This window comes from Paenibacillus sp. E222 (assembly GCF_013401555.1).
In the GTDB taxonomy this organism is placed as follows: domain Bacteria; phylum Bacillota; class Bacilli; order Paenibacillales; family Paenibacillaceae; genus Paenibacillus.
Genome location: NZ_CP058552.1, coordinates 6,895,798 through 6,920,991, shown reverse-complemented (window position 1 = coordinate 6,920,991; position 25,194 = coordinate 6,895,798). Strand labels below are relative to the sequence as shown.

Annotated in this window: 27 protein-coding genes; 23 read left to right on the top strand and 4 right to left on the bottom strand. The window is 44.7% G+C overall.

Annotated features, from left to right (window positions below):
- Nucleotides 1-81 precede the first annotated feature (81 nt).
- Nucleotides 82-498, top strand: coding sequence for a hypothetical protein (locus HW560_RS30885; RefSeq protein ID WP_090894590.1), 417 nt, complete (start codon nucleotides 82-84; stop codon nucleotides 496-498).
- Between the two features lie 111 nt (nucleotides 499-609).
- Here HW560_RS30885 and HW560_RS30880 read toward each other — a convergent pair whose 3' ends face one another.
- Complete coding sequence (locus HW560_RS30880; protein WP_179265460.1) at nucleotides 610-1,320, bottom strand: GT-D fold domain-containing glycosyltransferase; 711 nt, start codon at nucleotides 1,318-1,320, stop codon at nucleotides 610-612.
- 355 nt (nucleotides 1,321-1,675) lie between these two features.
- On the opposite strand from HW560_RS30880, the gene HW560_RS30875 reads away from it, so the two are divergent.
- From HW560_RS30875 to HW560_RS30855, 5 genes are read left to right on the top strand one after another with little or no spacing between them, the layout of a single operon-like run.
- Entirely contained in the window at nucleotides 1,676-2,365 is a 690-nt protein-coding gene (locus tag HW560_RS30875) for a glycosyltransferase (protein ID WP_179265459.1), read from the top strand.
- An 18-nt stretch (nucleotides 2,366-2,383) separates the two neighbouring features.
- Nucleotides 2,384-3,373 carry a polysaccharide biosynthesis protein gene (locus HW560_RS30870; protein ID WP_179265458.1) on the top strand — a complete coding sequence of 330 codons (990 nt, stop codon included), beginning with the start codon at nucleotides 2,384-2,386 and terminating at the stop codon, nucleotides 3,371-3,373.
- Nucleotides 3,374-3,398: 25 nt separating this feature from the next.
- Entirely contained in the window at nucleotides 3,399-5,012 is a 1,614-nt protein-coding gene (locus tag HW560_RS30865; RefSeq protein ID WP_257032101.1) for a nucleotide sugar dehydrogenase, read from the top strand.
- On the top strand, nucleotides 4,999-5,745 hold the full coding sequence (locus HW560_RS30860; protein WP_179265457.1) for a class I SAM-dependent methyltransferase: 747 nt from the start codon (nucleotides 4,999-5,001) through the stop codon (nucleotides 5,743-5,745). The genes HW560_RS30865 and HW560_RS30860 overlap by 14 nt, the downstream gene beginning before the upstream one ends.
- A gap of 60 nt (nucleotides 5,746-5,805) precedes the next feature.
- Nucleotides 5,806-6,924, top strand: coding sequence for a glycosyltransferase family 2 protein (locus HW560_RS30855; protein ID WP_257031541.1), 1,119 nt, complete (start codon nucleotides 5,806-5,808; stop codon nucleotides 6,922-6,924).
- Between the two features lie 146 nt (nucleotides 6,925-7,070).
- On the opposite strand, the gene HW560_RS30850 is transcribed toward HW560_RS30855, so the two are convergent.
- Complete coding sequence (locus HW560_RS30850; RefSeq protein WP_179265456.1) at nucleotides 7,071-7,595, bottom strand: DUF5412 family protein; 525 nt, start codon at nucleotides 7,593-7,595, stop codon at nucleotides 7,071-7,073.
- A gap of 330 nt (nucleotides 7,596-7,925) precedes the next feature.
- Here HW560_RS30850 and HW560_RS30845 point away from each other — a divergent pair, with 330 nt between their 5' ends.
- From HW560_RS30845 to HW560_RS30770, 16 genes are all read left to right on the top strand, one after another.
- Complete coding sequence (locus HW560_RS30845; RefSeq protein ID WP_090901965.1) at nucleotides 7,926-8,780, top strand: Rpn family recombination-promoting nuclease/putative transposase; 855 nt, start codon at nucleotides 7,926-7,928, stop codon at nucleotides 8,778-8,780.
- A gap of 54 nt (nucleotides 8,781-8,834) precedes the next feature.
- Nucleotides 8,835-9,104, top strand: coding sequence for an Rpn family recombination-promoting nuclease/putative transposase (locus HW560_RS30840; protein ID WP_090894605.1), 270 nt, complete (start codon nucleotides 8,835-8,837; stop codon nucleotides 9,102-9,104).
- A 343-nt stretch (nucleotides 9,105-9,447) separates the two neighbouring features.
- Nucleotides 9,448-11,328, top strand: a complete 1,881-nt coding sequence (gene recQ, locus HW560_RS30835) for a DNA helicase RecQ (protein WP_090894607.1) — start codon at nucleotides 9,448-9,450, stop codon at nucleotides 11,326-11,328.
- Between the two features lie 968 nt (nucleotides 11,329-12,296).
- A complete protein-coding gene (locus tag HW560_RS30830) occupies nucleotides 12,297-14,339 on the top strand; it encodes a B12-binding domain-containing radical SAM protein (protein ID WP_179265455.1) in 2,043 nt (680 codons plus the stop codon).
- 86 nt (nucleotides 14,340-14,425) lie between these two features.
- On the top strand, nucleotides 14,426-14,590 hold the full coding sequence (locus tag HW560_RS30825) for a hypothetical protein (RefSeq protein ID WP_177185637.1): 165 nt from the start codon (nucleotides 14,426-14,428) through the stop codon (nucleotides 14,588-14,590).
- A 66-nt stretch (nucleotides 14,591-14,656) separates the two neighbouring features.
- The gene (locus HW560_RS30820; RefSeq protein ID WP_090894611.1) at nucleotides 14,657-14,851 is read left to right on the top strand and encodes a hypothetical protein; all 195 of its coding nucleotides are present in this window, start codon (nucleotides 14,657-14,659) and stop codon (nucleotides 14,849-14,851) included.
- Between the two features lie 108 nt (nucleotides 14,852-14,959).
- Complete coding sequence (locus tag HW560_RS30815; RefSeq protein ID WP_256221933.1) at nucleotides 14,960-15,775, top strand: tyrosine-type recombinase/integrase; 816 nt, start codon at nucleotides 14,960-14,962, stop codon at nucleotides 15,773-15,775.
- 200 nt (nucleotides 15,776-15,975) lie between these two features.
- A complete protein-coding gene (locus HW560_RS30810; protein ID WP_090894616.1) occupies nucleotides 15,976-16,401 on the top strand; it encodes an NUDIX hydrolase in 426 nt (141 codons plus the stop codon).
- Between the two features lie 285 nt (nucleotides 16,402-16,686).
- The gene (locus HW560_RS30805) at nucleotides 16,687-17,157 is read left to right on the top strand and encodes an NUDIX domain-containing protein (protein WP_090894620.1); all 471 of its coding nucleotides are present in this window, start codon (nucleotides 16,687-16,689) and stop codon (nucleotides 17,155-17,157) included.
- Nucleotides 17,158-17,166: 9 nt separating this feature from the next.
- Nucleotides 17,167-17,952, top strand: coding sequence for a DUF5919 domain-containing protein (locus HW560_RS30800; RefSeq protein ID WP_090894623.1), 786 nt, complete (start codon nucleotides 17,167-17,169; stop codon nucleotides 17,950-17,952).
- A 255-nt stretch (nucleotides 17,953-18,207) separates the two neighbouring features.
- Entirely contained in the window at nucleotides 18,208-18,387 is a 180-nt protein-coding gene (locus HW560_RS30795; RefSeq protein WP_179265454.1) for an NUDIX domain-containing protein, read from the top strand.
- Nucleotides 18,388-18,862: 475 nt separating this feature from the next.
- Complete coding sequence (locus HW560_RS30790) at nucleotides 18,863-19,828, top strand: FRG domain-containing protein (protein ID WP_143067003.1); 966 nt, start codon at nucleotides 18,863-18,865, stop codon at nucleotides 19,826-19,828.
- A 282-nt stretch (nucleotides 19,829-20,110) separates the two neighbouring features.
- Nucleotides 20,111-20,737, top strand: coding sequence for a hypothetical protein (locus tag HW560_RS30785; protein ID WP_179265453.1), 627 nt, complete (start codon nucleotides 20,111-20,113; stop codon nucleotides 20,735-20,737).
- 311 nt (nucleotides 20,738-21,048) lie between these two features.
- On the top strand, nucleotides 21,049-21,855 hold the full coding sequence (locus HW560_RS30780) for a restriction endonuclease (RefSeq protein ID WP_090894633.1): 807 nt from the start codon (nucleotides 21,049-21,051) through the stop codon (nucleotides 21,853-21,855).
- A gap of 175 nt (nucleotides 21,856-22,030) precedes the next feature.
- Nucleotides 22,031-22,495, top strand: coding sequence for a hypothetical protein (locus tag HW560_RS30775; RefSeq protein WP_090894635.1), 465 nt, complete (start codon nucleotides 22,031-22,033; stop codon nucleotides 22,493-22,495).
- A gap of 269 nt (nucleotides 22,496-22,764) precedes the next feature.
- The gene (locus HW560_RS30770) at nucleotides 22,765-23,310 is read left to right on the top strand and encodes a 2'-5' RNA ligase family protein (RefSeq protein ID WP_177185638.1); all 546 of its coding nucleotides are present in this window, start codon (nucleotides 22,765-22,767) and stop codon (nucleotides 23,308-23,310) included.
- 157 nt (nucleotides 23,311-23,467) lie between these two features.
- On the opposite strand, the gene HW560_RS30765 is transcribed toward HW560_RS30770, so the two are convergent.
- Together HW560_RS30765 and HW560_RS30760 are read right to left on the bottom strand one after the other, a co-directional pair.
- Nucleotides 23,468-23,854, bottom strand: a complete 387-nt coding sequence (locus HW560_RS30765; RefSeq protein WP_179265452.1) for an aspartyl protease family protein — start codon at nucleotides 23,852-23,854, stop codon at nucleotides 23,468-23,470.
- Entirely contained in the window at nucleotides 23,851-24,111 is a 261-nt protein-coding gene (locus HW560_RS30760) for a hypothetical protein (RefSeq protein WP_175383790.1), read from the bottom strand. The genes HW560_RS30765 and HW560_RS30760 overlap by 4 nt, the downstream gene beginning before the upstream one ends.
- A 237-nt stretch (nucleotides 24,112-24,348) precedes the next feature.
- Between HW560_RS30760 and HW560_RS30755 the strand changes: the two genes are divergently transcribed.
- Nucleotides 24,349-24,744, top strand: a complete 396-nt coding sequence (locus tag HW560_RS30755; protein WP_090894643.1) for an RES family NAD+ phosphorylase — start codon at nucleotides 24,349-24,351, stop codon at nucleotides 24,742-24,744.
- The last annotated feature ends 450 nt before the right edge of the window (nucleotides 24,745-25,194 follow it).

The window sequence follows — 25,194 nt, the reverse complement described above, 5'->3', positions numbered from 1 at the left end:
GACTGAAACTGTTACCCATCCAATCCAAAGAGAGTCGAGATTCATAGAATAACGTATCCCATAGCATTGGAGGTGTTACTCATGGGTGTGTTTCTCGATATGAGAACTTCGATGAACTCGGGAACTGTAGGACAGCCCGGTTTGTCTCTGGGCCCATCACCAGAAGCGTTCGGCTCCATTGGTCTGCAGACCCTTGGTGTCCCAAACCCCATAATCACCTTGAATGGCACGGTTGGCGTTACCGGAGAAGTGGGAGATACGTTCGTTGTTGAGCTTGTACGGGGCAGTGTTTACGATCCGTTCTTTGTAATCTATCGCGCCGAAGGTACCATAGGTCAGAACGGTGGCGCTGAATTTCATTCGTTCACTGCACAGGATTTGTCCGCACCGCCTGCACTGGAAAGTGTGTATACCTCGTTCATTTCCGGGGTGTCCACATCTGTACGGACCGGACCTGAGGTGTTCTATGGTATTGCAGCCACCAATTGGTTCCTATGAACAAAAGGTTCAACAGAAAGAGTGTTTACGTTACGGCATCTTATGATTAGCAGAACAAAATCCCGGCTCCAAGGAGTCCGGGATTTTGGTTGTAGTATCTACTTTTAAAGGCTAGTTGGCGCGGCCTTTCAAAATAATGTTGTTGGCTTTGCCGAAGTCGATGGCGACTTTGCCTGCAAGTGCCGCTGTACGCTCCGCAAGGACAACCGCGTTCACGCCACAGGAGAAGAGAGCTACATCGAAGGTATCCTGATTCGTTTGAATCCACTCCAGTGTTTCCTGCATCTGATCCCAGCTGTCGAAGGGCAGCGCAGCTGTAATATTCAGGTGATACGGCTCCTGAACGAGTGTGGCTCGCAGCTGTTCAATCTCACGGGTAACGAGCAGTATCCGCTTGCCGGCAAGCATATTCCAGAAGCGGGGCACCTGCGCGAGTTCCCGATTGACACAGGCATGGCAAGTCAGCGCCGGAGAGATACCGAAATGTGCGAACACCGTATCGGTCAGCTGTCTTTTGAGATGCTCCGGGGCTTTGATGGTACTGTCCCCGTGTGGAAGAACGCCGACGATATTCGCCCGCTGTAAGGAAGCGGCGACCTCATCCCGTAGCTGCAGATTGGGTAGACGCAGTCCTTTTTGTCCCAGATTGGCCTTGATGGCCCATCGCTCCTGCAAAACCTGTTCCGTGCTCCAGACCGTTTCCTGGGACAAAACGATATTCTCCCCATCGCCCACACGAACCAGAGAGAAGGGACGCTTATCCCTCAATGCGGCTTCAAGTTGATCCAACACACCATCCATTTCGAGATAGATTGGACTCATAGTGGTATAAAGCCTCCTTTGAAAATTCAATTGCTCTATTCTATGTTTCGGCCTCGGCAACGTATTGTGTGTTCGACCCGCAGGGCGCGTTTCTGGTGCATATCAAACTACTTCTTGAAGCATGTGAGGGGCTTAATGGACTTATGTAAAATGCTCAATTATAAGAGAACCCGTGCAGGTGTCCGGACCGATTCTAGTATTTTTTCATACGGTATAGAGTCGGCTGGATTGGCGAGAGCTTCTGTATAGAGCTTCAGGCAGACAGGGACATTTTGGTGTGGGAACGACTGTAAACACTATGAAAACATTCTGAATTAAGTGAAAGAAAATCACAGACTTGATGAGGAGGAAGGGTATGTCCAGAAGAGTGGTTATTGAGATTAACTTCAACAATTATGGAATGGACCCGCAGCGCTTGACGAGAGAATGGTTGGAGCGGCGGATGGGCATTTTTCGTAGATTCACCCTGAATTGCCTAAAGGCCCAGACCAATCAGGACTATCTGACGGTAGTGAAGATTTCAAAAGAATCGGGGGAACTCATAAAGGAGATTCTCTCGGAACAGGAGCCGCTGCCTGCCAACATCCGGTTTGGGACTCATATCGAGAGTGTGCGGGCCATTCTGGCTTTTGCCGAGGGAGCAGAGGATACCTATATAGCCCGACTGGATTCAGATGATCTGTATCACAAGACGTTTGTTCAACAGCTCTATGATGTGCAGCCACAGCCAGGAACAATGGCTCTCATTAATCAGAATGGATATCTGTGGGATAGCGTGAATCATGAGATGGCGCCAGCATTTCATCGTTCCCCGCAGTTCTATGTCTACTTATATAAGACTGCAGAGTACGCGGCGGGATACCGGGTGAAGCTTCCGGGCCGGGGAACACATGGCAATGTTATTGACCTGCCGCATGAGCTGCTGGCACCGCGCAATTACGTGAATATTGTGCATTCCAGCAATACTTCCATCAAAAAAGTACCGCCCAAAGATCGGTTGAGCCGGGAAGAGATGGCTGCGGTATTACGCGAATTCATGATCTGAACAAGGAGGGATTCAACCATGATTAAAGGACAAACCATTCTGATCACCGGAGGAACAGGCTCCTGGGGACAAAAGCTGACGGAGGTACTGCTGGAGCAGAATCCGTCCGAGATTCGGATTCTCTCGCGTAATGAGTATGCCCAGATTGCGATGCAGCGGGATTTCGGTCATGATGCGCGTTTGCACTTTGTCATCGGGGATATTCGCGACGATCGGGCCGTGGAGGAAGCCTGTCGCGGAGTGGATGTTCTCTTCCATCTGGCTGCACTGAAGCATGTTCCGGTATGCGAGGATCAGCCGGATGAAGCGTTCAAGACCAACGTCATCGGCACGCAGAACATTATTCGCGCTGCGATTCGCATGCAGGTTGCCAAAGTCATTGACGTCTCCACCGACAAGGCGGTAGATCCGATTAACGTTTACGGCATGACCAAGGCTTTGGGGGAAAAGATGATGATTCATGCCAATGGATTGAGCGAGTCCACCCGTTTTGTGTGTATTCGCGGGGGCAATGTGCTTGGGACCAGTGGCAGTGTTGTTCCATTGTTCCGTCGTCAGATTGATGAAGGCAAGAGCCTGACCATTACGGACAAAGGCATGACCCGCTTTTTCCTGACGCGGACGGAGGCCATTCATTTGTTGCTGAAGGCAGCTGAGGCAGCGGTGGGCGGTGAGACTTTTGTAATGAAAATGAAGGCCTGCAAGATGACAGATCTGGCTTCGGTCATGCTGGAACAGGCAGGTCGTCCGGCTCACGACTATACAGTAACCGGGATTCGACCGGGCGAAAAATTGCATGAAGTACTCATTTCTCCATTTGAGGCACCACGTACCTACAAATATGACGAGCAATATTATGTGATTTTGCCACAAGAACCGGAGAAAAGCCTGACAGATCGGTATAGTGGGCTGCCTCGTGTGACCTTTTCCGAGTATCGTTCAGACAGCGCGATGATGAACCGTTCCGCTATTGCCCAATTTTTGCGTGCAGGCGGCTTTATCGATTAATAGAAGGGAGGCGGACCGTTTGGAGGTGGAAGGAATGGAAGAGGGCAGCAGCATGCACGTAGGAAATAAGGAAACACAGGAACGAACCACGCTTCAAAACATAAACAACCGCTCCCTGAAAGCCGCCGTCATTGGTCTGGGGTATGTCGGGTTACCGATGGCGATGGAGATGGCGCAGGCTGGGTATCAGGTGCAAGGAATTGACATCGATGGAGCGAAAGTGGCTAAGCTGTGTGCCGGGAAATCGTATGTAATCGGCATTGAGGATAAAGTGGTGCAATCCCTTGCTCAGGCTGGGTTGTTCCTCGCAGGCACGGATTTCGCAGCAGTAGCGCAGGCCGATGTCATTGTTATCTGTGTGCCTACGCCTTTAACTGCGGAGCACCAGCCGGATATTTCATTTATCGCTGCAGCGGTGGATGGCATAACGCCTTATCTTCAGGAGGGCTGCCTGGTTATATTGGAGAGTACCACGTATCCCGGCACCACCGAGGAGCGTGTAAAGCAGCCGATCGAAGCCGCGAAAGGGTGGAAAGTAGGGCAGCAGTTCCATGTCTGTTATTCTCCCGAGCGGGTAGATCCCGGAAGTGTGCATTACGGGGTGAAAAATACACCGAAGATCATTGGCGGCTCCACGCCGTCCTGTCTATCTTATGGAAAAGCATTCTACGGTTCGTTCCTGAACGAAATCGTCCCCGTTAGTTCTACGACTGTGGCAGAGACGGCAAAATTGTTCGAAAATACGTTTCGCAGCGTGAACATCGCGCTTGTGAACGAACTGACACCCGCTTGTGAGCAAATGGGCGTAAACATCTGGGAGGTGCTGGACGCTGCGGCAACCAAGCCGTTCGGTTATATGCCGTTCTATCCGGGTCCGGGCATTGGTGGACACTGCATTCCAATTGACCCGATCTATCTGTCCTGGGCCGCAGGCCGTCAGGGGTCGGAGCTGAAATTCATTTCGCTTGCGGATGCAACCAATCGGCAAATGCCGGAAAGAGTGGTCAAGCGGGCCGCCGAGCTGCTCGAACAGAACGGTTCATCGTTGCAGCGAGCCCGAATTGTGCTGGCGGGTATGGCGTACAAAAAAGATATCGACGATCTGCGTGAATCGCCAGCGCTGGATGTCTATAGACTGCTTTGTGAAGCGGGGGCAGATGTGGTTTTTACTGATCCAATGGTGCCTGTATTCCGCAAGGATGATGGCACGGTTGCTCATGCTCAACCAGCATCATCAGCATTGTGGGCCGGGGCGGATCTGGTCATCATTACGACGGATCATACGGGATTCGATTATCAGGAGATGGCGGATCATGCCAAGCTCATCTTCGACACACGTAATGCTACAGCCGGATGTGTCGGTGGCAATATCGTGGTGCTTGGACAGCCGATTCGACCAGAAGTGAACGTGGTGCAAGGTATGAAGGGAATACATGAGTTGCAAATTCACGAAAACATGCGAGTGTCTCAGAAGGTGGACGGGGATAAGCAGGGACACACCAATCCTATCCGGTCAGACAGTGAGGCAAACGTTAAAGCACAGACTGAACCAATTATTGAACCAGCCAGTAAACCGAGCATTGAACCAACCAACGAACACTCGCACGAAAATTGCGGAGGCAGCCATGGCAAATCATGACCGGGTCAACGAGCGTTATTATGGCGAGATCAATTCGGAGGAATCACATGAAGCCACACGTACCCGCATTCACTGGATGTGCCGGGAAGCGACAGGCAAACGAATTCTGGATATTGGATGCAGCCAGGGAGTTACCTCCATTTTGCTAGGGCGGGAAGGCTTTCGGGTGACCGGAATTGATCTGGAAGAAGAGAGTATACAGTATGCCCGCGAGGAACTGGCGAAGGAATCCAGACCCGTGCGGAACAATGTGGATTTTCGCCTGCTGGACATTACGCAATGGAAAGCAAGAACCACCTTTGATACCGTATTGCTTGGTGAAGTGCTGGAGCATTTTGCCCATCCGGAGACGTTATTGCTGCAAATTCACCGACTGCTGCAGGAGGAGGGAACTCTGGTTGTGACCGTGCCGTATGGTTACCATCCCTTTTACGATCACAAGCAGACGTTTTATGCCGGGAATCTGGCGATGTGCTTGCTGCCGTATTTTGAAGTATTGAAGCTGGAAGTTCATCATAAATATCTATGTTGTGTGGCACGAAAAAGACGGAAAACGCAGCTGTATATGTCACCAACCCTGAACCAACTGACGGAATGGATGGAGCTGGATCACGTACAGTTTGCCGCTGTGGAGAAGAATCACCTTCGCCTGATGAATCAACGCAAGAAAGCGTTGGACAATGCGGTGGAGCAGGTTAAACGTCTGCGCCGTCAGGAGACGGGGGAAGGGTAGCAGACGAGTTTGAGAAAGAAAAAAACCGCAATACGCGTAAGACAGGAAGGGGCTTAAACCGTGATCACCATCAGTCTGTGTATGATTGTGAAGAACGAACAACGCACACTTGCGCGCTGTCTCGACTCGGTCGTCGGCATCGCGGACGAGATCGTGATTGTAGATACCGGCTCATCCGACCGTACGAAAGAGATCGCTGCGCAATATACCGACCGGGTCTACACGTATGAGTGGAAAGATGATTTCGCCGCAGCGCGAAATTATTCATTCGATCAGGCCACACAGGAATATATCCTGTGGCTGGATGCGGATGATGTGCTGCTGCCCGCGGAACTGGCGAAGCTGCAAAGGTTGAAGCAGCAGCTGCCGTCCGGGGGAGAGACGGCGGCTGTGATCTTGAGCTATACGCTGGCCGAGGGCCCGGAGGGAAGTCCGCTCGTGACGGACCGACGGTTGCGCCTCGTCAAGCGGGAAGCGGGCTGCCGCTGGCATGGCCGGCTGCACGAGCAGTTAGGCTTCCCGCAGAGCGGCGTCATTACGGCAGATATTGCCGTCACGCACCGCCGCGAAGCGGGCCATCATTCGGCGCGAAACGTGCGCATACTGCGCAAATGGATCGCCGAAGAGGGCGCAGCCCAGGGACGCCTGCTGTTCTATTATGCAGGCGAATGTTACGACCGCAGGCGTTATGCGGCGGCGGTTCGGGCGTACGCGAAGCTGGTGCTGGAGCCGAGCGGTTATCGCGAGGATCGGCTCATCGCCTGCGCGCGGCTGGCGGAATGTTACGAACGGCTTGGCGAGCCGGGCCGGAAGCTGGGGGCACTGTTACAGTCATTTCAATTCGACCTGCCGCATGCCGACTTCTGCTGCGCTATCGCTGCCTGCTTCCAGGAGCGGCAGGAGATTGTGTCCGCCATCTACTGGTATATGCAGGCGCTCGATGTCAGCAGCCGCGATCCGGGTCTGCGTCCGGTGCCAGCGGCATGCCGCACTTGGCTGCCCCACGCCCGACTCTCCCTTTGTTACGCTCACATGGGGAACTGGGAGCACGCGCTTCTGCATAACAGCAAAGCAAGGGAGTATCTGCCGAATGACCCCGGCCTGATTGCCAATCGGCAGAAGCTTGAAGCGGTGATGAGTAAGGGGAACAAGGGCACGGAAGAAAGAGAGAAAGGGTAAGAGTAAGAGTAAGAGTAAGAGTAAGAGTAAGAGTAAGAGTAAGAGTAAGAGTAAGAGTAAGAGTAGTATTGCTCCGCTCTAGAGGTGGAAGAAGAGCAGCCCCGCTTGCCATGAGATTCGGCGAGCGGGGCTGTTTATTTGTGTTTTTATTTTTCGGGTGCCAGGCAGCGAACGTACTGTTCCTTCATACGCAGGCTTTGGCATGCCCAGCCCCAACCGTCATAGATTTCTTCATCGATGTTTAGCGTAATGGTTTCATCTACATATTCATTCCCGTTTTCGATCCGGAGCGTGTGTTCATCTTCCCATTCCAGATGGTTATGTCCATGATACTCGGCGCGATAAATGGTTTTTACGGTGGATTCATTCGGATCATTTGTTTTCTTCACATCCACCCAGATGGTGACTCCACCTGCCGCACCACCATAAGGCACGCCGTAAATCTCGGCGGTATATTCTACGTTCCGTGAAGGCATGGAGTAGCTCAGATCTCCTTGTTGGGAACGATCAAACGTGGAGAAGTACGGGCGAAGCCAGAAATACAGCAATACGGCGGCGAACAGAGCCAGAATCAGTATCGAAAATGCGGTGAATATCGGATGTCGGTGTATCCACGATTTTGGTGATGAGATGTTTGAAGAGTCACTAGCATGTGCATGTTGTTTCGACATCAATAAAACGGCCCTCCTTTAATGGCAGTGGGATCAAACGATATACGGTAATGGATATGTAGGTATACAAATGTCTTTTCTGTAAGCTAATCATTAATTGATGGTAACATATTGTAGATATAATTAATAACAAATAAGTTAAAATAATCCTTAACCAAGCAAGAGCTTAATTAATTGGAGAAAGAGTGTCTTGTTAGCAAATTCAGGACTTGAAGAAGCAGTTGGAGGTAGTAGTTTGATGAGGAATGTTTAACTTGGATAATGGTGGTTGATGCTGCAATTAAGTATGCCAAGCATGGTATAATAGAAAGAAACGGAGTTGATGGTCAGATGTCTGATTTGCTCGATCCTCGAAACGATTTTGTTTTCAAGCGTATTTTTGGCAGTGAAGAAAATAAAGATGTACTGCTGGTTTTCTTGAACCGAACGTTTGCAGAATCGGGGGAACAGCCGCTGACGGAGATTGTACTCCTTAATCCGTATACCGATAAAGATGCTCCGCTGGATAAACAGTCCATATTTGATATTTGGGCGAAAACAGCTGAAGGTAAATTGATCAACATTGAGATGCAGTTATTTAATAAATACGATATTGAAAAACGGACCCTATACTATTGGAGCAAGCGTTATTCCAGTCAGTTGCAGGAAGGCCAAACGTACAAGGAACTGAAAAAGTGTGTGACAATTAATATTTTAAATTACTCGTTTATCGAAAATGAGCGTTATCATAATGTATTTCATCTGAGGGAAGACCATACTGGACTTGAATTGAGTGATGATCTCGAAGTTCATTTTATGGAGCTGTCCAAGCTGGATGATCAATCCGTTCCGATGGAAGGTGGTCTGATTAACTGGCTTTTGTTCCTGAAAGGTGCTGACAAATCCAATTGGGAGGTGTTGCAAATGAATGAACCTACATTGAAGAAAGCGATGGATACGCTTGAGTTTCTGAGTCAGGATCGTGAAGCACGTCGTTTGTATGAAGAGCGGCAGAAGTATTTGCACGATGAAGCCTCGATGATTGAGTGGGCTACGGAGAAGGGCATTGCTAAAGGTATAGTGGAAGGCGAACAAAAGAAGGCGATCGAAATTGCAAAAAATATGCTTTCATTCGGCATCGAAGTTTCGGTCATTGCCAAAACAAGTGGTCTAACCGAGTCTGAGGTTGAGGCATTGAAAGATTAGCAACGCAACCCACAGAAAAAAACTCGTTCCCACAAACAATGAGAGGTGCTGCAAATGAATGAACCTACATTGAAGAAAGCGATGGATACGCTTGAGTTTCTGAGTCAGGATCGTGAAGCACGTCGCTTGGATGAAGAGCGGCAAAAGTATTTGCATGATGAAGCCTCGATGATTGAGTGGGCTACGGAAAAGGGATTAGCGGAAGGTGAAAAAAGAAAGGCGATTGAAATAGCTAAAAATATGCTTTCATTCGGCATCGAAGTATCTGTCATCGCCAAAACAAGTGGTCTAACCGAGTCTGAAGTTGAGGCGCTAAAAGATTAGCAAATGCACTTTAAATCAAAACAATCGTCTTGTTCCCAAAAGGGCAGGCGGTTGTTTTTTTATTTGACCTAGAATGTTCAATCACACCAGATTCTATTTGTAATCTTTCTGATCACTTAGGTTATACCGCTGTTACACAGTTGCCGAAGATCGTTTTACATGAAAACGCGGTTGCTCATTCGGGTCTGGGCCGTTAAACTAAAGGGAGCGGCGTTTGCTTGACGGACAAGTCATGAGAACGCCATTTTGTTGTCAAGGATGCGGTATAAGCCGCTTTCGGATGTCAGAATCGGATCGGACCAAGCTGGTGGAAGAACACCGGTGATAAGTAAGGAGTCTTTACATGAGTGTGCAAACACCTACATTAGAAGAAGCGCAGGGTCTCCTGCAAAAATATTATGGCTACCCCGACTTCCGTGAGGGACAGAAAAAGATCGTAGCCAGCCTGCTCGAACGTGAAGATACGCTGGGTATTATGCCAACCGGGGGCGGGAAATCGATCTGTTATCAGATCCCCGCTTTGTTATATTCGGGTCTGACGCTTGTCGTCTCCCCGCTGATCTCGTTAATGAAGGACCAGGTCGATGCGTTGACGACCGCCGGAATTGCTGCCGCGTATATTAATAGTACACTTAGCGGCAAAGAAGTGAATGATCGCATCCGCGCCGCGCAGCGCGGTGAGCTGAAGCTGCTCTATGTCGCGCCTGAGCGACTGGAGCTGGACTGGTTCCGCGAGGAGATGGGCTATTTGCCTATCTCGTGCGTTGCTGTGGATGAGGCCCACTGTGTGTCACAGTGGGGGCATGATTTTCGGACGAGCTACCTGGCGGTAGCGCCGTTTGTGGACAGTTTGCCGGAGCGGCCGGTGGTTGCGGCCTTCACGGCGACAGCGACGCCCGAGGTCATGGGCGATATTCTGCGGCTACTGCGTTTGCAGGACCCGCAGACGTATGTGACCGGACTTGGGCGGGATAATCTGGCTTTTAGCGTGCTGCGCGGCGAGAGCAAGAAGGACTTTGTCCTGAATTACGCGCGCGAGCATGCCAGCGAGCCGGGTATTGTATACGCCGCGACCCGTAAGGACGTGGACGATCTGCATCAGCGTTTATTGCAGGCAGGCTTGCCAGCAGGACGCTACCATGCCGGGATGACGGACGATGAACGAGCCCAGAGCCAGGAAGCTTTTTTGTACGATGATATCCGGGTAATGGTGGCGACCAATGCGTTCGGGATGGGGATTGATAAATCCAACGTGCGTTATGTCTTGCATTACAGCATGCCGAAGAACATGGAAGCGTATGTGCAGGAAGCCGGTCGTGCGGGACGGGACGGAGAGCCGAGCCAGTGCATTTTGTTATTCGGGGCACAGGACATTATCACCCAGAAGTTCCTGATCGAGCAGAACCCGATGGAGGGCGACCGCAAGCAGAACGACTACAGGAAGCTGCAACAGATGGTGGATTATTGTTATACGACGCGTTGTCTGCGCAGTGCACAGCTGGATTATTTCGGTGAGGTGCATGAGGATAAGCCGTGCGGTATATGCAGTTCATGTACGGACGATCGCGAGCTGGTGGATATGACGATTGATGCGCAGAAAATATTCAGCTGCATTCACCGGATGCGTGAACGGTATGGGGTATCGCTGGTCGCTTCGGTGCTCAAAGGCTCCCGTGCCAAAAAAGTGCTCGATTACGGCTTCAACTCCCTGCCAACCTATGGCGTGATGGGTAATCGTACGGAACGTGAGATCGCGGAGATCATCAACGTCATGGTATCGGAAGGGTATCTGATGCTGTCCGAGGGGCAGTATCCAGTTGTTCGTTTGCAGCCACTGGCGGTGGAAGTGCTCAAAGGTCAGCGTGAAGTGATGCAGCGGGTGGTCCGCAAGACGGCGGCGACGGCTTCGGGTACGAACTATGGCGGACGTCGTGGACGCGATGCAATGCCATCTGCGGTTAACGAGACGGTATTTGAGCAGCTTCGTCTGATCCGTCGTGATCTGGCGGCGAAAGAGCATGTGCCGTCGTACATTATTTTCAATGACGCGACCTTGCGCGAGATGAGTGTGGTATGTCCACAGACAGAACGTGACATGCTGGATATTAAAGGGGTCGGTGAGGTTAAGTACCGTAAGTACGGGCTGCCGTTCCTCGAGTTTTTCCAGAAGCAAACGGGCGAAGACGTGGATACGGATGATGATGCGTTTTACGAGTATGATTAGTGTGGATTTTGAATTGTGAATTGATGAATTCTCGCTTTCCAATATTTGAAGTTCACGTGAGTAAATCTAAATGTTCGAAAAGATGATAGATATGAATCTAGAGGGGATCTTAGTACCTGCCGAAAGCCGGAGTACAATTGAGTGTCAGGAGCGGAACATGGAGCGGAAACGCTAACGAATCTGTGACGTCTTATTCAGGGGTTTGAAGTGCCCACAGCAATCTAAGGAATCTGACACACGCTATATTGGTATAAACAGCCCTTTACAGCGTATTTGTAAGATGATTTTGGTCAATAACGTGTCTGATATTCCTTAAAAATAAAAGGAGGGGACCCGAACGGCCAAATAGGTCGTCCTCGGTTCCTTAGAAAATGGTCTGGACAATTCTCCAGATTATCCAGACTGGACTTCAAGGGGGCTTGGACCCTGGTATTCTTTTAACGTATCTCCTGCCTGAGTTTGAAAACACACTCTAGTAAGAGCTCGAAGGTTCGTCCATGATACGGGGGAGTGTCTGGCACAGGTTCGAGGCTAAATCCTTAAGTCTCAAGGCAGTAATATGGGATAACGAATTGTGGATGGAATGCGAATGAGGTCTTTTACAGGTTGAAGTTGAGTTTGAAGTTGATTATGGTGTCTCTGCACTGTGGACAAAAGAAGGTGAATTGTCTTTCAAAGGGTGGACATTGGCGTTAAAAATGGTGGACAGTAGATTCTACGACATGTAGGCTGAATGCTCGGGTTTTATACTGTATGTTGTGGTTGTGGTTTTGGTATGACGGGGTGTATATGTCTTTTTGAAAAGAGTGTCCACTCTTTGAAAGACAAAAGTTGGATATGTCCATGTGACATGGAATGGCTATCAAAAGAGGTTTGTATGAACAGCGTCCGAGGCCGGATGGATGGCTGTAGAGCTTTCCTTTTACAAAAAAAATATGGTCTGGGTGTCCAGGCAAAGGTTGTGAACCATGAAGGTTATTCTTTCTACATTAAATGCAAAGTACATCCATACATCCTTGGCCTTGCGTTGTCTGAAGGCGTACAGTGAGAAGGATTTTGATATTGACCTGGCGGAGTATACGATCAAGGACCCAGTGATGAATATTGTGTCTGATCTGTACCAGCGCGGCGCGGACGTGATTGGGTTCTCGTGTTACATCTGGAACATTGAAGAGACGATCAAGGTCATTGATAATCTGAAAAAGGTTATGCCTGAGGTGAAAATTCTGTTGGGTGGGCCGGAAGTGTCCTACGACACGGAATATTGGATGAACCGGATTCCCAATGTGGATTTCATCGTGATGGGTGAAGGGGAAGAGACGCTGCATCAGCTTTTGACGGAGCTGGAGGGAGACAAGAAGTTCCACTTCGTATATGGACTGGCGTATCGCAAAGGGGAAGAAGTCATTCTCATGCCAGGACGACCGAAGGCGGATCTGAACGATTTGCCGTCGCCGCATCGATTTGAAGAGGATATCCCGGAGCTTGGGAAACGGGTTGTTTATTTTGAGACCAGCCGTGGCTGTCCTTTCAGTTGTCAGTTCTGTCTTTCCAGTATTGAGGTCGGCGTGCGGTATTACGATATTGAGCGGACAAAGTCGGACATTTTGTACCTCATTGAGAAAGGTGCGAAGCTGATCAAGTTTGTGGACCGGACGTTTAACATCAAGCGGGATTATGCGCTCGAAATGTTCAAATTCCTGATTGAGAATCATCAGGGGACGGTGTTCCAGTTTGAAATTACGGCGGATATTATGCGTCCTGAAGTACTGGACTATCTGGCAGAGAATGCGCCACCGGGCACATTCCGGTTCGAGATTGGGGTTCAGTCAACCAATGATCCGACGAATGAACTGGTGAAGCGCCGCCAGAACTTTACGAAGCTGAGTCGTACGGTGAACAAGGTGAAAGCCAGCGGTAAAATCGATCAGCATCTGGATCTCATCGCCGGACTGCCGGAGGAAGATTACAATACGTTCCGCAAGACGTTTAACGATGTTTTTGCTCTGGGGCCGGAAGAGCTGCAGCTTGGATTCCTTAAAATGCTACGTGGTACAGGTCTGCGTCTGGATGCGGAGAAGTACAACTATACGTATATGGATCATGCGCCGTATGAAATTCTGGGCAGTGACGTGCTGCCGTTCAGCGACATCGTGCGTCTGAAGCGGCTGGAGGATGTGCTGGAGAAATACTGGAACGCACACCGGATGGACCATACGCTGAAGTATCTAATGGAGCAAGAGTTTGATTCGCCATTTGATTTCTTCCAGGCGTTCGGGGATTACTGGGAGGGTCAAGGTTGGCAGAAGATCGGTCACCAACTGGAGGATCTGTTCACTCGTCTGCACAGCTTCCTAGAGTCGCGCAACACACCGCACATGGATGTTGTGCTTGGCCTGATGAAGCTCGATTATTTCCTCGGTCACAAATACAAACCGCGCAAAATCTGGTGGGAAGATCCACTCCAGAAGGATCAGTGGGCGGGTTATATGAAAACGTTGGCTGAACGTCCGGAAGACGTTCGCCTGCCACGCGTTGCCGGTGCCGCTGGCTCGGCCTGGTTGGAAAGCAGCGGCACGAGTGCAGTTGCCGCTGCGGGAAGTTCGGCTGCTGCCGGGGAAGACTCTGCCGCAGATGCGGCGGGTGTGATCGGCAGCAGTGCCGGGGGTGCAGCGTCGCTCGCTTCGGGCGACGCAACAGGGTCCGCCGCGGATGGAGCGGCGGACGGGGTGGACGGCAACGCTTCGCGTGCGTTGCCGATGACCTCGGCCATGACCGCACAGACGGTCATGGGTGCCCGTGCTTTCGCCGACCTCGGTCTCGGCGAAAAGGAACTGCAGAAGCACACCGTATTGGATGTGCTTCCGTTCCGGCTTGAGCGTGTGCTAGCTGGCGTCAGCCCGCTTGCCGCGAAAGGCCGGACGCTGCTGGTCGTTGTATACCAGCAGCATGAAGGGCAGCAGGCGCAGTATTACACGCTGCCGCTGGGAGAAGAAGCCGCTGCCATGTAGGTTGCAGCGGCATTGGGGAGCTGCATGGCCGATGGCTGCATGCAGTGGGGGAAGCACCATGGCTTTGCCGTTCTGGTGCAACAACAGTGAGCACCGCGGTTATGGATGCGGTCCAATCCCGTGAGGTGCTGCCCCATTGGGAGCAGCACCTCACCCTTACGCGGCTTGCCACTGCACAAGCCGCGCTCCGCTTCACCTTTTATCTAAACATATATGTTCCGAAAGCATCGGAAGGTCGTCTGATTCCCTAGTGGATGAAGAAGGGCCTTCCTTTTTGTTTTTCAGGTATAACAACTTCAAGCAAAGGAGAGCTTCAGATGACTAATAAGGCTACAACCAAGGAAACGATAACTATAACAGTAGGTTCCACTGATTCACTGCACATTCGCATCCCATACAACCTCGCATATATTCAGTGCATTCGCCAGATTACGGCCAGACGTTGGGAGCCCCAACTGAAAGTGTGGATCATCCCTTACACTATTGATGCTGTACAGGAGTTCATAAGCTAGTTCGATCCAAATGACGTTCATATTACCCCGGAGTTATGGATTGAGAGCGAAGATCTACAGCGCTGGAAAGCGAGTAGAGGAAACAATAACTCATGGAGCAAAGAACCATTGCAGAAGGCACTAAAGTTACGAGGATACAGCCGCAAAACAATTAAAGCGTATTGTAATCAGGTCGAACGTTTTCTGAAACATACTCCTTTTGAAAAAACGGATGTCACGACATCTAATTTACAGACGTATTGTCTAGACTTGCTTGAGCGAGGGATATCCCATTTAAGCGTGAATCAGACAATTAGCGCGCTACGTTTCTATTGTAAACATGTACTTCATCACCCTACGGATATCCAGTATATTCGTCCCAAAAAGCAGACCAAGCTTCCACAAGTATTGTCGGAAAAGGAAGTCGCTCAATTGCTCAAATCCGTAACCAATCCTAAACATAAGGCCATATTGTTTCTAACCTATTCTTCTGGACTTCGTGTAAGTGAAGTTGTGCGTTTGCGGTGCAGCGATCTTGATATTGAAAGGCAAACACTCATCTTGAGACAGGGGGAGGGGCAAAAGGATCGGAGAACGATCCTATCGAGTCTAGCGTGGGGTATGGTGCAGAAATACGTCACTGAATATAGACCAACTCGATGGCTCTTTCCAGGGCAATCTTCTGATCGGCATCTTACGGAGCGGAGTGTGCAGAAGGTTCTTGAAGAAGCCAGACAACGTGCAGGCATTGTGAAGAAGGTTAGTATTCATGTCTTAAGACACTCTTTCGCCACGCATTTACTGGAAAACGGAACAGACCTGCGCTATATCCAAGAGCTGCTTGGTCACACGAGTGCACGAACAACACAGCGATATACGCATGTTAGTACGAAGAATATTCAGCGTATTCAGAGCCCGCTGGATCGTTTGGATCTGGGAGATTGAGTGTTGCTATAAATCTACCTTTTTCACCAAATTTTTCTTCGCAAATACTGCACCATAGGTTATCATATACGTAGTTCACATATCATGCAGGGTGTGTGGTATTTACGAAGTACATAAATTAGATGTTATAGGAAATCAGCGCAATATGTTAAAAATCAACTAGCAGACAATATTAAATGTCTCTAAAAGGGGGATCAATAGTGCAAGGGTATAATGTGCTCATGATTTACAGCAAAGATATGGATAAATTACTTATGTGCAAGCGATCAAGGAATCCATATAAGGGTTTAAGTAATCTTGTTGGCGGTAAAATTGAACACGGAGAATCCGGCATTATGGCGGCATATAGAGAATTATTTGAAGAGACTGGCATATCTAATAAAGATATTATTCTACATCATTTAATGGACTTCAAATACTATATTCAAGAATGTTACGTGGAAGTTTATTTTGGCGAGTTAAATTATCATGTAGACGTCTACGGGGATGAAAATGAATTATACTGGTCCGATTTAAATAAGGATTTTTTCGATATGTCATTGTTTGCAGGTGAGGGTAATATTGGGCATATGATTGAACAAGTTAAGATGAGTAAGGATAAGATTCTTAAAGAAATTACTCTATAAGTTAACAAGGAATAAAAGACCTTTTGCATGTGAATCGAAGAAGGCGCTGACATCCTATAACACAAGTTTCACGCAGTGGACAATCGTCCTTGGTTGGAAGATGTCAATACAATAGAAGTAAATCACCAACACAGACTTCATCCTAAGATAAGAGCTATATAAGGATGAAGCCCGTCGTGAACCTTTGAACGTTATATGCAATTCCTGAGAAATATGTACAAGTTAACACAATAGCCGTGTTAAAATAAATTTAGCTAGATAGCTAACTAGAAAGGGTGCTAATTTTTGAGTAGAAAAGATTATTATTATGACAATAACGCTCCTAAGCCAAATTCTATTATTGCAGCAGCTTCGGCCATTGTGACTAATAGTGAAAATCAAATATTACTTCATAGAAGAAGAGACAATAATTCTTGGTCTCTACTTGGAGGAGCAATGGAGTATGGAGAAAATATTGAGAGAACTGTGATAAGAGAAGTGAAAGAGGAGTCTGGTTTAGAAGTTCGAGTAGAAAAACTTATTGGCATATATTCAGATCCCAATCATATAATCGAGTATTCAAATGGAGAGATCAGACAACAATTTTCAATTTGTTTTCATTGCATTTTAGAATCAGGTGAAATTAGTGTTAGCAATGAGTCTTACGAAGTTAGATTTTTTGAAAAAGAAGAAGTGTTTAAAGTGAATATGCATCCAGCACAAAAAATTAGGTTAGAGGATTTCTTCTCGAACTCTTCAAAATCAATGATTAGGTAGGGATTGGAATTGGAAAAAAATAAAAATGAATTGCTCGTATATATTGTTGTTTTACTTTTAGGGGTTATTGCTATTGTAAGTGGCCAATTCTTAGGAAACACTATCAATGGTATTTTCACTAGTATTGGAACATCTATACTTGCCTCGGCTATCATATATTTTTTGTTGAATCATTTCGTAGGTAGTCCTATTCTTCCTATAGTTTCGAGTTTGCAAAAGTTGGATTTGAGTTTGAAAGAGTCGGTGGAACTCTTAAATCAAACATCCAAAGTAGGTTTGATAGGGATATGGAGCAGAAGGATGTCAATAGATAACGAGATATGGATAAAGAAAATTAAAGAATCTAAGTCGACTATAGATATTTTAGGATATGCTGTTCATTTCCTTCCAGAGCATTATGAGTTCAATGAGCTGATTGAAACTAAAAACAAAGAAGGATGTCGTATAAGAATTTTATTAGGTAAGCCTGATGGCTACTACATAAAAGCAAGAAACGAAGAAGAGAAGAACGAAGGATCTATTTCTGACCGAATTAAAACAACGTTGGCCAGATTAAGTCCTTTACTAGAACAAGGATTTATAGAAATTAGACTACATGATGCACCACTCTACAATTCAATTTATAAATTCGATTCAGAAATGTTAGTGACTCCTCATCTTTATGGATTGAGAGGAGCTGCTGCTCCCTTAATGAATTTAAAGGAGATTGATAAAGGGATTTTTGAAATATACAATAAGCATTTTGAAGATATATGGTCTATTTCGGAAGATTATTCGCTATCAAAACAAGATTAAGAGATATTGATTTTGAAATAAGGACTTAGCGAAGAGTAGAATAAACTCTAGGCTGAGTCCTTATGTCAATGAAATATACTTCATGATAAATAAACCATTCAATTTATAACTTATTGAACCCAGGAACAGCATATAACATAATATTCATGCTGCGGACCTACGTCCTTGATCCGGCATTCGCCGGACACCCAGCACACGCTGGGTCGTGAATACAGGGACGTTATGAGATAGTGATGTAGAGGGGGATTATTCTAAATGATTCGAAATACAGTAAGAGCATTGATTATTCAGAAAGACAATCTTTTATTAATAAAGAAAAAGAGAGCAAATATAGGTGTTTATTATGTACTACCTGGAGGAGCTCAAGAAGAGAATGAAACATTGGAACAGGCTTTAAGTCGCGAGTGTATGGAAGAACTGGGTATCGAAATATAGAGTAGTAGGTTAGTTTGTGTAAGAGAATACATATCGCGCAATCATGAATACTCTTTCATAATGAAGGAGGTTCATTCTATTGATTTTATTTATGAGTGCAGCACTCATTTCCTAAATAATGAATTAAGAAGCCTACAAGCTGATGTTGGACAGGTTGGGATTGAATGGTTACCCATTAATGAAATTAAGAGGACAGTGTATAGGCTAGAAGAATCTTTAGAACATTGTAAATTTCCTAGAACAACTAATGAATTCTTTAAAGAATATTTTTCGGATCAAGTAATAAAACCATATTCTAGCGTAATATTTGAAAGTAATCCATAGAAAACATCATCATCTCATAACAACATATTCACGCATCGGGCATTCGCCCTCGGTCGCTAGGGAGGGATTTCGGGGGAGCTGAATCAGGCGACAACCCTGCACTGGCTAAGTCCGTCGACCCGCGCTTACGCGCTTAAGCCAGTGAGGGTTCGTGAATACACAACGTTATGTGAAACCTATGCAAAAGCAATTTACAATTATATATAATCTGATTCTAACAAAAAAAAATAACTTAAGAGGTGTTTTTATGAGTAAGCACAGTGACAATATTTTCTGTGAGTATACGATTAATTCATGGGAAGACTGCAGAAAGTTATTTAGAAGCATTGAAAAGTGGGTATTTAGGGGACAATCAAATAGTCAATGGTCATTACAAACTACATTAGAAAGAGGAGCTAAAATCAATAACTCTAATATTAGAGATATTCCAATGATTGAAAGAAAAATTATTGAAAAATTTCAACGTAGAGCTTTTCATTACTTGGAAAAGCCTCCAGAAGTAGAGAATGTTTTAGAGTGGTTATCTTTAATACAACATCATGGAGGACCAACGAGATTATTAGACTTTTCCTATTCATACTTTGTGGCTTTGTTTTTTTCAATTGATCAGGCATTGCAAGAATCTACTGTCTTCTGCCTAAATAAAAAGTTAATCAATGCGAAGGGTCTTGAAACAGAAAAATGGAGAGGTTTAGAGGATGAGAAGTATTTTGGGACAAGAAAATATTGTAATGAAAAATTAATTGAACAAACTTCAAGCCCACTTGTAATGTTAATTGAGCCCTTTAATATACATGAGCGACTCTCCAGTCAGCAAGGTCTATTCGCTATTCCATTTGAAGGACATCAAGCATTTGAATACAATCTGTCCTTAACTGTAAATAGATTTAGAAAGGAATTACCAATAAGTAAGATAATTGATAATCATGATGAAGATTTAATAGAGTTATTGAATCAGGAATGTGCATTGCTTAAAGTGAATATTCCAAAAGATTTTCATAATGAAATTAGAAGAGAATTAAAGTTAATGAATATATCTAGTGAAACTATTTATCCAGGAATTGATGGCTTTACAAAATCATTATATGGTGAATTTGATATAAATTATCGATCTTAACCTTGTAGTAATTCTAGATGGCATAGTAATTACATAACACGGTGTTAACGAATCGGGCATTCGCCCTCGATCTGGCAGAGGGAATTCGGAGAAGAGAGCAGCCAGACACATCCGCATCGACTTAGCGCATCGCGCCCGGCCACGTTGTGGCCTTAAGTCGGTGGGACGTCGTGAACACGTGAACGTTATGTGAAAAACCGAATCATTTGAAAATCTGTATAAACTTTAAAAATAGTGTTCACAGCTACTAAATAATTATTTTAAGAAATGTGGTAGAAACATATGTCAAGAAAAAATAACAACCCTGGGAAAAAAGTAAGTGAAAATTGGAAGGTTCTATTGAGAAACACTATACTAACAGCCCTGACAACAAGTCTAATTACTACAATTTTATCCTTTTCATTATGGAACTGGCAGTTTGATAAAACTAAAGAACAAGAAAAATGGGATAAGAAGTTTGGGATATTTTCAAGACTTACAGATGACCTTGCTATGCATCATACTTTGCTAAGTGCAAAACTAAAATTTAATCTTGAACTTCATTCAAGAACAAAAGGAAAACAATTTGCTTCTATGGAAGAAAAAAGAAGAATAGAAGATGAGTTGGAAGAGTATTTGCCATATGAATATGAAGGCTTAGTTGAGTATGATAAAAATAAACCTAAATCAATCGGTTCTTTTTTTATTGCAGAAGCTACATTCGGAGATAAGACAGATAAAGCAATACTGGATTATCTAAACAACATAATTAACAAAAGACCTCAAGAACATATTGATACATATCTTGCAAGATTGAACAAAAAAGAAGCAACAATCAATATACAGGACTTAGTAGATAGTATATATATTGATGCTGATATATTAAGACAGAATATACTTGAACAAATGAAGAATGAGTTAGGGTTGTAATATTTTCTTAGGAGATGAAAACGAAATGAATATATTTTCCGAGGATGTCAGGCTAATCACATAACATAATATTCACGCTGCGGGCATACGCCCTGGGTCCGGCATTCGCCAGACACTCAGCTACTCTGAGTCGTGAATACAGAAACGTTATAGGAAATCTGTAAGAACTATCAATTAAAAGATATAGAAGAATATTAAATGATTATTGGAGGGAAGAAAATGATTTCAAAAATTGATGTTTTATTTGAAGAACTTTTTGGATTCAAGCCTAAAAAAGTGGAGAAGCATATGAGAAAATTTCAGCCGCTGTTATGAAATTGCTATACAAAGAGAGCAAGGTAACGCATGATGAAAAACTTAGAGGAGAGTTTAGTAACACATTATATCAAATAGATGTGATGCTAGAAGATAAATCCAAAAAAAGAATGAGCGAGGCAAAGGATTATACTGTAAAGGGAGCAAAAGTGGGTAGAGGAGATATTCAAAAGTTAAGTGGAGCTTTAGTGGACCTAAATGAAGTAACAGGTGGAGCATTCTTTTCTGCAACGGATTATACAAAGCCAGCTATGGAATATGCAGAAGCAAGTTCGAAGATGTTTGGGAAGGATATACAATTGTATAATTTAAGGCCGTCAACAGAGTTAGATGAAGAAGGAAGAATAACGAAGATTCTTATAACTATAAGTATCTTTACGCCCAAAGATAATGAGATTGTCTATACACCAATTTTTTCGGAGAATGGAAAAGAGAAGATTGATCAATTGATAAAAGAAGGAAAATTAGTAGAAGGTAAAGTTCAAGTTCTTATAGAAAATTTTTATGATGAGAATAGAAATGTTATTACTTCGTTAAGTGAATTAGCATCCACTAATATACATAAAGGCTTTGAGGATATGGCACAAGGTTCTTTTTACTTGAAAGGGCAATTTCTTGAGATTTCTGGTCATTTGATTGAATTGTTAGGATTATCATATTGTGTTCCATTTTTAAAGACTGATGAAACAATTGAAGTTAATCCTTATGGAAAGCATAAATTATTAATTAGAAATCAAGACGGAAGTATTAATAAATTGATTACTGATGAAGAGATTAAAAAAAGCATAAAGGGCATCAACTGAATATATTATAAACTTTTAAAGCACCGACATCCTATAACATAATATTCACGCTGCAGACATTCGTCCTTGGTACGGCATTCGCCAGACACCCGACATACGTCGGGTCGTGAATACGGGATCGTTATACGCAATTTCTGGATTTTGTTTTTTTTGTAGTTCAAAGGAGTGCAATTAAGTGATAAATAAGATTTTAGTCGAGAACATGAAAAGTAAATATGTAAAAGAAGCTCATCCAATCATTTATGTTGATGGAAAGCCTTTGGATCATATTTTGAATGAATTATATCCTGATGATTTGTTTTTGGGGTTAATTCCAACGATAGTTGACTGGATGAGTGTTGATGAGGAGTCCAACATAGTTGAGAACACATTTAACGCAACAGACGAAGTTAAGATAGTACCAATCTTAATGTGCCCAGATGACTGTGATCTATCATGCAGTTTAATTGTAGCTGAAGTTGAAACTACTCTTGATCAAGTTAGATGGAACCGGATTGGGATTGATCTAAATAACCCTAAAGATCTGATTAATCGGAATGAATTCTTAGAAACAGGAGTTAAATGGTTAGACAAAGTTCCAAAAATGACTTTTCTTAATGAAGATTATAAAACACTAGAGAAGATATACAAAAAGAGCTAATGTGAATGAGATTCGAAGATGTCAGGTACTGCGTATAACATTATATCCACGCTTCGGGCCTGACGGCCCTCGGTCCGCGAGAAGCAAACTGCAGGGAAGCGAGATCAGCGGACACATCATCCGACCGACTAACCGCATCGCGGCCGTCACTGGCGGGGCTTAAGTCGGTGGGACGTCGTGAATGCGGGAACGTTAAACGAAATCATTGCAGAATGTAAAAACTCTTTAGTATTTATTGAATACATACAGTAGAAAGTAGGGATTTAATTTTGTATGGAGTAGTCCTTCATTTTGATTTAGAAACAGAACGAATCATAAAAACGCTTTGGAAGGAATTAAGCGATAGCGGTATATCTAACTATGCTTATGAGATTGAGAATAGAAAGCCTCATCTAACACTAGCAGATTATTCAGATCTAAAGGAATCGGAGTATAGCGAATTGTTTGATGGTTACTATAATTCGGCTCCAAAAATTCGTCTTAGCTACAACACATTAGGAACCTTTATGAACAGCGGAGCCTTATTCTTATCCCCAAATCCGACCGAGGAACTTATAAACTTTCACTCTAATTATCATAACCACTTCAAGAAATATAATGCTTTTTCCAATCTGATGTATCACCCTGAAAGATGGATACCCCATTGTACGATTGCCAACCACTTAGATGATCAAAAACTTTTAGAAGCATTACATTTCACTACAAAAAGATTAGAGAGTATGCAAACTGAAGTACAAGAAATATCATTGATCAAAATTATATACCAGAATAATAAAAGAGTGATTGAAACTGTAATTAGTAAGGCACTTATATAAGATCTTTGTAAGTTAATCGGTGAAGACAATGACATCATCTAACATATTATTCACGCTGCGGGTATACGCCCTTGGTCCGGCATAAGCCGGACACCCGACATGCGTCGGGTCGTGAATACAGGAATGTTATACGAAAATTCAGAAAAGAAAAAAGCAGTTAGGGTTTTCTAACTACCATATCTTTAAAATCGATATTCAATTGCAATGTCGATAAAAAATCCACACCTAAGATTTCATCGAAACCATAAGGTTCTTTTGTTTGTCCAAGCTGAATGACGAAATCATTTAATGTATGGTGGTTTAAGGTCAACGAGTGAACGGGCTGTTGAAATGAAAGTTCACTTTGACCTCCAATTCCATACATTCGAACGGCACGACCTTGTATAGGATCAATGGTTAGGCCAGTAGGCTCGATTAAATCAATATCAAAGATGGTAGTTGCACATCCTGTATCCAATAATACATTGGGAAGCAAGACAGATTGATTTTGATAAGTGAATAAAACTTCAATAATAGGAAGGCCATTAACTAATCTTATTCTCATCGAAGACCTCTAATTCCAATGAATTCTTGTTCTTGAACTTCGATGTTCTCATTGGCAGTATGAAAGATATAGTACTCACGTGAAGGTTCAGAAGAATGATGTTTTTTGTAAGCATCCCAAGCAAGCTTAGTATCTTCATAATCATTAATGACAGAGAATTCTTCAATATTACGCATGTTATTAGCTGAGTAGGCTGAAATTGCTTCAACAAGAACCCAACGATTAGGAAACTGAACTCTAGCCTCAGACCATTTCATATCCTTTCCTCCTTTGATTCTTTGCTTTTAATTGTACGTAGAATAGAGGAGAAGGGCAATAAAGAAGTTAAAGTGTAGTCAAAGGCGTCTGAATCTTCGTATAACATAATATTCACGCTGCGGGCATACGCCCTGGATTCGGCATCCGCCGAACACTCGACGTGCGTCGGGTCGTGAATACAGGAACGTTATCGGAAATACTCAGAACTACAAGCATAATAAAAGGAGAAATGAGAGATGGAAATATATATATCCAATAATGATGATGCTCTGAACAAGTATTCTCAATTTACGGAACTATTCAAAAATAATAGGTTTTTGATCGATCAGGATCATGATTTTATCAAAGATTATCTTTCCAGTCTTGTAACAAAAACATATGAAGTGATGAATGGTCAAAAATTTTATAGAGCAAGGGTTAATGGATTGAGTCCGTTTAATGAGGATAAGGATTTAGGAGCTCCGCCTGACGGAAAAGCTTCTTATGGTAGGGTAAATCCAAAAGGTATTTCTTATCTCTATGTAGCAGAAGCTAAGGAAACTGTCATTGCAGAAGTCCAACCATGGCTAAATGCAAGTGTCACAATAGCTGAATGTACTGCATTAGAAACATTAAAGGTAGTAGAGTGTTAAGCAGAAAAGCAGACGCTCATTAAGCCTCTCGTGTTTATAAACATGACGGATTGTAATATGATTTGCGACACCTACTGGAAATAAAAAAATGGCCCATAGCCTGATTCGTGTAGAATGAAAATTACCACACCAGAATTCACACAAGGAGAATCAGTTCATGAGTTATTCACATCTTAGCATAATCGAACGCAGCAAGCTAGAAATCCTACATCGACAATTTAGCAACCTTCATTGAACGGAAAACACGCCTGTACACCGTGATTCAAATGCCTATTCGTACGGCTCTATCGATGGAGATTGCCTTTGGTGTAGCCGCTGCTCAGTATCTTGCTGTAGCTTTTCAAACTGCTACAACAGACCGTGAGAAGGAATGTGCCTGCTACACGAACTTGGAGGAAACGCACGACGTACAGATCTATTTTGCCGACCTTCTCTTCCTGGCAACGAGGT